At 70.0% G+C, this 7,446-nt stretch carries 8 protein-coding genes; all 8 read right to left on the bottom strand.

Annotated elements, in window-relative coordinates; all coding sequences use genetic code 11:
* Positions 1–198: 198 nt before the first annotated feature.
* The 8 genes from ABT354_RS25675 to ABT354_RS25640 all read right to left on the bottom strand — a co-directional run bounded on the left by ABT354_RS25675 (position 199) and on the right by ABT354_RS25640 (position 7,446).
* Positions 199–1,707 carry a phytoene desaturase family protein gene (locus ABT354_RS25675; RefSeq protein ID WP_351497821.1) on the bottom strand — a complete coding sequence of 503 codons (1,509 nt, stop codon included), beginning with the start codon at positions 1,705–1,707 and terminating at the stop codon, positions 199–201.
* Complete coding sequence (locus ABT354_RS25670) at positions 1,700–2,890, bottom strand: ABC transporter permease (protein WP_351497819.1); 1,191 nt, start codon at positions 2,888–2,890, stop codon at positions 1,700–1,702. The genes ABT354_RS25675 and ABT354_RS25670 overlap by 8 nt, the downstream gene beginning before the upstream one ends.
* Positions 2,871–3,815 (bottom strand): ABC transporter ATP-binding protein, encoded by a 945-nt coding sequence (locus ABT354_RS25665; protein ID WP_351497817.1) that lies wholly within the window; start codon positions 3,813–3,815, stop codon positions 2,871–2,873. The genes ABT354_RS25670 and ABT354_RS25665 overlap by 20 nt, the downstream gene beginning before the upstream one ends.
* Positions 3,816–3,817: 2 nt before the next feature.
* Positions 3,818–4,606: a class I SAM-dependent methyltransferase gene (locus tag ABT354_RS25660; RefSeq protein ID WP_351497815.1), complete on the bottom strand. Its 789-nt coding sequence runs from the start codon at positions 4,604–4,606 to the stop codon at positions 3,818–3,820.
* Positions 4,603–5,166, bottom strand: coding sequence for a hypothetical protein (locus tag ABT354_RS25655; protein WP_351497813.1), 564 nt, complete (start codon positions 5,164–5,166; stop codon positions 4,603–4,605). Before ABT354_RS25655 ends, ABT354_RS25660 begins: the two co-directional genes overlap by 4 nt.
* Positions 5,166–6,236, bottom strand: coding sequence for an alpha/beta fold hydrolase (locus ABT354_RS25650; protein WP_351497811.1), 1,071 nt, complete (start codon positions 6,234–6,236; stop codon positions 5,166–5,168). The genes ABT354_RS25655 and ABT354_RS25650 overlap by 1 nt, the downstream gene beginning before the upstream one ends.
* Positions 6,233–7,084: an HTTM domain-containing protein gene (locus ABT354_RS25645; RefSeq protein ID WP_351497809.1), complete on the bottom strand. Its 852-nt coding sequence runs from the start codon at positions 7,082–7,084 to the stop codon at positions 6,233–6,235. Before ABT354_RS25645 ends, ABT354_RS25650 begins: the two co-directional genes overlap by 4 nt.
* A 158-nt stretch (positions 7,085–7,242) precedes the next feature.
* The gene (locus ABT354_RS25640) at positions 7,243–7,446 is read right to left on the bottom strand and encodes a hypothetical protein (RefSeq protein ID WP_351497807.1); all 204 of its coding nucleotides are present in this window, start codon (positions 7,444–7,446) and stop codon (positions 7,243–7,245) included.

The raw sequence follows: 7,446 nt of genomic DNA, 5'->3' as shown, positions 1-7,446 counted from the left end.
GTAAATCTGTGTCCTAGCATCTGCGCCCGGCATTTTGTGTCCGTACATGGCGCCCCGGGCCCCCCAGGGGGGGCGGACCCGGCGATGGCCGGGGCGACCCTGGTGGACTCCCGTTCGGCGCCGGATTCGTCGTCCAGCGACAGAAGTAAGAGCTGCTCTCCCAGAGTCGTTTCCATGTTCTTTGCCTTTCCTTGGGTTCTACTTGGTAAACATGCCCGTCTCCACCGGACCGAGCGGCGGAGGCGTGCGGATCGCGAACTCCCGGCGCAGCGCCGAAAGCGCCGCCAGATACCCGGACATTCCATGCACACTGGGCCCCGGTGGAGTCGAGGCCGAGCACAGATAGACCCCGGGCAGGGGAGTGCGATAGGAGTCGAAGCGCGCGGTGGGACGCAGGACGCTCTGCCCCAGAGTCATGGCCCCCGCCCCGATGTCGCCGCCGACGTAATTCGGATTGTAACGTTCCAACCCGCTTGCTGAGACGCTGCGTTGAGCCAGGACGGTTGCGCGGAATCCGGGCGCGTACCGCTCGATCCGGTCCCGGACGAGGTCTCCCGGGTCGGTGGGGTCACCGTGGGGGACATGCGCGTACGCCCAAACGGGACGGACGCCGCCCCGGGCCCGGCCGGGGTCGGTGACCGCCGGATCGACCAGCAGGACGAAGGGCTCGTCGGTACGTACCCCCCGGGCGGTCAGCGTCTCCTGGCGGAACATCTCGGCCTGGGTCCCGCCGAGATGGACCGTGCCCGCCGTGCCGACCTCGGGAGCGGCCCAGGGAATCGGCTCCGAGACGAGAAAGTCGACCTTGGCCGCCCCCGGACCGTAACGGAAGGCGTCCAGCGCCCGCGCGTACCGGCTCGGCAGCCGCGCCCCGGCCAGGGCACGGAGCCCCTTCGGGCTCACATCCAGCAGCACCGCCTTCGCCGCGGGGAGTTCGGCGAGATCCGTCACCTCGACACCGGTGTGGAAGACACCGCCGTGCGCGATGATGTCGGCGGCCAGGGCATCCGCGATCCGGGCGCTGCCGCCCCGGGGGAGCGGCCAGCCCGCCCCGGTGTGGGCGAGATGCCCCAGCAGCAGCGCCACCGCCCCGGACGCGAGGCTGGGCAGCTTGCCCACCCCGTGCGCGGCCACCCCGGTGAGCAGGGCACGGGCCGGTTCGTCCCGGAAGCGTCTCCGGGTGAGCCGGGTACCGTGTACCAGCATGCCCCGGGCGAGCAGCAGCGGTGCGACGAGGTCGCGGGGGAGCGCACGCTGCCCCGACAGGACGAAGTCCACCGTACCGGTGCTGTGCTCGGCCAGCGGGCGCATCAGCGCCCGCCACCGGTCGCCGTCCCGGCCGAGCCCCGCACAGGTGGCGTCGAGATCCCGGAAGGCCAGCGCCGCCCGCCCGTCGTCGAGCGGATGGGCGTAGCTGACCTCCGGGGACAGCAGCTCGACGCCCCGCGCGGCGAGATCGAACTCGCGGAAGAAGCGCGAGGCTGCGGCCATCGGATGCACCGCCGAGCAGATGTCGTGCACGATGTCGCTGTCGAAGAGCGACGCGGTACGCAGCCCGCCGCCGATCTGCCCGTCCCGCTCGTAGAGTTCGACCCGCAGCCCGGCCCTGGCCAGGGTGACACCGGCCGCCAGACCGTTGGGCCCGGTGCCGACGATCACCACGTCCGGGGCTGTCGGGACCGGGCCCGCGCCGGGGATGTCAGGCACGGCGCAGTACCTGCGCCAGCTTCATGCGCTTCCCGGTGTTGAGGATCGACCGGTTGTAGATGATCCCGCCGAGCCAGGCCACGAAGGCCGTCGACAGGACGAGGATCAGCGCGGGGGCGACGATCTCGAACGAGGTGGCCACGCCGCCGGCCATCCGCATGGGCACGATGATGGCGGAGAACGGCGGTATGTAGCTGAGGGCGGCCAGCCAGTCGGAGCCGATGTCCTGGAGCCCCAGCACCGCCGCCACCAGGGCCGCGGAGTTGACCAGCTGGAGCGGGACGGTGAGCCCGGCCAACTCCTCCTGGCGGGAGACCATGGAGCCGACTCCGCCGTAGAGGAAGCCGTAGAAGGCGTAGCCGAGCAGATACCAGGCGAGACTGGCCCAGGCGACCTCGACGATGGTGGACTCGATGGCGAGCGTTCCGGCGATCGACGCGGTGGCGACTCCGGCCACCGCCACGGCGAGGAGCTGGACCAGGCCCAGGGTCCCGATGCCGATCACCTTGCCGACCAGGAGCGGTGTCGGCCGCACCTTGGCCAGCAGGATCTCGATGACCCGGGTGCTCTTCTCCTCGACGACGCCCTGGGCCACGGCCGCGCCGGAGCCGATGATCTGGGTGAACAGGATCATCGAGACGACATACGCGAGGACGACGCGCTGGGTGTCCCCGGCGTCGTCCTTGAGGTAGGTCACGGCCGCGGTGTCGACCGAACCGGCGACGGCCGCGGGATCCACCCCGCGATCGGTCAGCTCATCGGCGAGGGCCTGCTGCCCGAGGCGGACATTGAGCGCGTCACCGAGCGCCGAGTCCGACTTCTTGCCGATGGTGATCCGTACACCGGAACCGTCGGCGATCACGGCGCCGGCGACATCCTCGTCCTTGACGAGCCGCCGGGCCTCGGCGGCGTCGTCGACCGGCTTGATGTCGGGACGCTCGCCCGGCATCCCGTCGGCGACGAGCGCGTCGCGCTGGGCCTGGGAGAGCCCGACAACGGCGACGGTCTTGTCGTCGTCGCCGCCGAGGAAGCTGGGCAGCAGCACCAGAATCGCGACGATCACCATCGTGACCAGGGTGCCGACGGTGAATCCCGCCGAGCCGAGGCGGGTCCGCAGCTCACGCCCGGCGACCAGCCGGACGGAGACGACGGCGGGCAGGTGTTCAGGCTCCGTCGACGCCATGGGCGCTCACCACATCTCGGTACAGTTCAGCAAGATCAGGGCGTACGGGAGTGAACTCGCGCACCGGCCCCAGCTTCTGCGCGGCGGCCAGCAGCTCCTGCTCCTGGCCGTCCTCGATCTCGACGGAGCAGCCGTCGTCGTCCCGGCCCAGCTCCTTCGCGCCGGGGACCGGTGCGGTCCATCCCTCGGTGAGACCGTCGGCGACGACGCGGTAACGCAGCGGCGCGCCCTCGCGCAGCCCGGCGACCGAACCGTCGGCGACGATCCGGCCGTCGGAGATGATCACCACTTGGTCGCAGAGGCGTTCCACCAGATCGAGCTGGTGGCTGGAGAAGAGCACGGGTTTCCCCTGGGCCGACTGCTCTTCGAGGACATCGCTCATTACGGCGACCGCCGAGGGGTCGAGCCCGGAGAACGGCTCGTCGAGGATGAGCAGCCGGGGATCGTGCAGCAGCGCGGCGGCCAGCTGGACCCGCTGCTGGTTGCCGAGGCTGAGTTCCGACAGACGGGAGCGGCGGGCCTTCTCCAGGCCGAGCCGTCCCGTCCAGTGCTCGGCGGCGGCGGTGGCCTCGGCCTTCGAGTAGCCACTGAGCAGCCCGAGGTAGACCAGTTGATCACTGACCCGCATCTGGGGGTAGAGCCCGCGCTCCTCCGGCATGTAGCCGATGCGCTTGCGCGCCGAGACGCCGATGGGCCTGCCCTGGTAGCGGATGGTGCCGCTGTCGAGGGCGGTGAGCCCCAGGACGATGCGCATGGTGGTGCTCTTGCCCGCGCCGTTGTTGCCGACGAAGCCGACGGTGCGGCCCGCCGGGATACGGAAGGTGACATCGCTGAGGACCTGCCGCTCGCCGAACGACTTGTTGACGCCGACGATCTCCAGCCCGGCGGACTCGTCGTCCGCCGGGTCGGCCGGGGTGGGATCCATGGTCACTGTCCGTCCACCGGCTTACGGTAGACGCCGATGAACATATGGCCTTCCTCCGTGTACGGGGTGCCGCTCCAGTCGGAGAACCGATGGGTGGGTACGAGTCCGGCGTCGGCGGCGTACGCGTCGAACTCCTCGCCCGTGGTCAGCCGCAGATGCTCGCTGCCGATGTGGATCGTCCCGCTCTCCAGCAGCACCTGGGAGGTGCGCCAGTCCCCGGTCGCCCGGTCGATGAACCAGGAGCTGAGGATGCCGGCGTTGCGCTCCAGGGTGGGGACGAAGAAGGTGAGGATCGGCTGTCCGCCCGTCATCGACAGCACCCGGGGAACGTTGTGCGTCTCGATCACCAGATGGCCGCCGGGGGCGAGCCGGGCAGCGGCCTCCTGGAGCGCCCTGCGCTGTCCGTCCGGGTCCGTGACCAGCAGCAGGGTGCTGCAGATGCAGTACGCGAGGGCGAAGCCGTCCTGGTCGCCGAGCGGGCCGAGGTCGCAGATGTCGGCCTCGACGGCGGTGACGTCCACCTTCTCGCGCTCCGCCGTCTCCCGCAGCACGGTGAGCATCTCGGGAGACGCGTCCACGCCGACGACCCGGCCGACCCGGCGCGCGAGCGGGATGGCGATCCGGCCGGTGCCGACACCGAGTTCGAGTACGCGGCCGCCGCCCGGCGGCAGCAGGGTGGTCAGGGCCTCTGCTGTCTGCTCGGCGACCTCGCCGGGCGGGAAGAGGCGGTCGTAGAAGTCGGCGAACTGCCGTCCGTAATCTCCCGCTTGTACGGAGATCGTGCTGCTCATACGGTTTCCAGTTCCGGTGAGTTGATCGGGGCGTAGGGGATGAAGGGCGAGACGAAGGAGTACTGCGGCTCCTCCGAGTGGTCGTGGCCGCTGTAGCGCACCACGAGGAACTGGAAGCCGGAGATTTCGCCGGCGGGCGGGTTCTCGTCGAGCAGACGGTTCACGAAGTTCCGCAGCAGGCGGTAGCCGGGGGCCTCGACCACCCTGGCCGCCTTCGACCCGACGAGCTGGACCAGCTCGCTGCAGATGTCGAAGATCGCCTTCTCCTGGCGGCGGCCGGGGAACCACACGACCTGGGCCCAGTCCCGCCGGTGGATCCGGGTGGCGGCCTGCCAGTCGGACTCCGTGCCGTCATCGGCGATGGTCCGGAAGAGCAGATGGAAGTCGTGCCGGGCGGGCTGCGGGGCGAAGAAGCGCCAGTTCGGGATGAGCAGACCGACCTTGTCGTAGCGGCGGAACCGATCGAACACCTGATGCGGATGCTGGCTGACCAGACTCAGTAACAGCCAGGCCGCGAACACGCCCTCGACGGAGTGGACGATCGTCTTCTGCCGGTCCATCAGCTCTCCTCCTCCGACCCGTCGGCACCCAGGGCGGCCACGGCGGCCACGGCCTGGGCGCCGGCGGTCGATCCGGTGCGCAGCGCGGCCAGGAAGTCCTCGATCAGGACGGCGATCTCCCGGGCCGGCTTCTCGTTGAGCAGCAGTTCGTCATGGCTCGCGTCCTCGATCAGGAACTGCGATCCGCTCGGCGAGGTATCCACGAACGCGGCGTGAAGCTCGGCCTGGATGGGATCCTTGGCGTGGGTGGTCGCCGCCGCCACGAGACAGAGGGGCACCCCGACCTTGGGCGTGGAGCCGTCGTGGTTGAGGAAGTCCCCGTAGACACCGAGCCACTCACGGGCCCCGGCGGTCCAGAGCTTGGAGTCGCGGTACTGGTCGAGGGCGAGTCGCCGCTCGTCCTCGGGGAGAAGATCCACCCAGGTGGGTCGGGGGAGCAGCGCGCCCAGCCCGAGCCGCATGGAGGCGGGCATCAGCTTCAGGGCGAAGTCGAAGGCCTCGGCGCCGAGCGCCTGTGACTTCGACCGCTGTAGCTCCGCCGGGTGACTGGGATCGATGAGGACCATGCCGACGGCCAGGTCCCGCAGCGACTCCAGCGCCCGGATCGCGATATAGCCGCCCAGCGAGTGTCCCGCGAGCACCACGGGCCGGTCGCCGCAGACATGACGGACCAGGTCGGTCAGGTCGGACGCGGCACCGGCGACGGTGAAGGGGTGGCTCTGCCGGTACTCGCCGCGACCGTATCCGGCACGGTTGTACGTCAGTACGGGGTGCCCGGCGGAGAGCGCGCGCCGCAGCCAGGTCCAGTGCTCGGCGGTGGAGACCAGCCCGGCCTCGCAGACCAGTACGGGGCGCTGCGCCTCGCCGGGAACGGGGGGCACGGGCCGGCTGGGCTCGGTGAACTGGTAGGCGATCAGATTGCCGGAGCCGGTCACCAGAAACTGCTCGTCGCCGCGCCCCCGGACCACGCGGCGGTGCCGCAGGACCTGTGAGATCAGGCTCGTCGCCAGGGTCGCGGCCACCATCGCCCCTGCCACCCTGGGCAGCGTGTCGCTGCGGATGTCGCTCATCGGGCGACTCCCGGGGCGGGACGGCGCTGCTGCGTGGCGTAGAGGACGGCGGGATAGGTCGCCACGAACGCGGTGAGGAAGCGGCCCAGACCCATCGCGCGGGCGTTGACCACATGGAAGGAGCCGGCGGCGGCGAGGATGGCGGGGGCGAGCTTGCCCTTGAGGACGAAGACCGCGGGGAAGCCGCACTCCATCAGCAGCACCGTGTGGGCCAGCGCCTTGGAGAGTTCGGGGTGGTCCGAGATCAGCTCGTACAGCTGCTTGTCGCCGTAGGTCTCGGTGCGCAGGATGCCGGGCAGCGCGGCCCCGGACCGCCAGACCGGGCTGACCATCTTGACGTAGCCGGAGACGGCGTAGGACATGGTCGACTGGAGCGCGATGTACCAGAGCGCGGCGTCCACGATGCGGTGGTCGCGCTGGCCGATGCGGGCGGTCAGGGCGGCGAGCTGGACGATGTACGACACCTGGTCGGAGCCGTCGGTGCCATAGCTGTGCCGGGGGTAGGTCGCCATGGAGGTGGCGGCCAGGAAGCCGTTGGCGGCGGCCCGGTGGACGCGGTGCGTGCCCGGGACGATCAGCGAGGCGGCGGCGAACGCCCGTGCCGCGTGCAGGATCTGGGTGTTGCGCCGGTCGCCGACGCAGTCGAGGAATTTTTTCATTCCCGGGATACGGGGTGCGTAATTGTCCCGCGCGATAGTCCAGTCGTTCAGCCCGCCCTTGGTCCGGTCCTGTTTCCGCACCAGAAGCTCAAGGCTGCTGACGAGATGCGTGGCAGCACTGATCTGTTCCGCAAGGGTGAGTGCGCGATTTCGCCCCAGGTGCGGAGGCGAGGCGACTCTCTTGACCATCGAAGAAATCTTCACCGCGTTTACATTCCTGTCAGAGTTTCCGGATGTAGGAAGGCTTGGCGACGTGGGTATGAAAGCGACGAGGCCGCCCGGTCCGGGCTGCGGGGGGCCCGGCCGGACCGGGCGGCCTCATCTATTCATTGTTCCGCCGGCCGGTATCAGCCGAAGAGCGCGTCACCCACCGCGATGCCGGCGGTGAAGGCGGCGGCACCGAGGGTGATATTGGCAAGGGTGGGGGTCACCGTGGCCGGGGTGGCGAGCACCGGGGCGAGGGCGTCATGGCTCCACTCGGCCTCGGTGATGTGGCCGGGGATGGCACCGAACTCGGCGCTGGCGTTCACCTTGTCCAGAACAACAGACAT

It is taken from the genome of Streptomyces sp. NPDC000594, assembly GCF_040299965.1.
Classification (GTDB): domain Bacteria; phylum Actinomycetota; class Actinomycetes; order Streptomycetales; family Streptomycetaceae; genus Streptomyces.
Note: the sequence above shows the minus strand (reverse complement) of the source record. Positions and strands in the feature narration are given on the sequence as shown.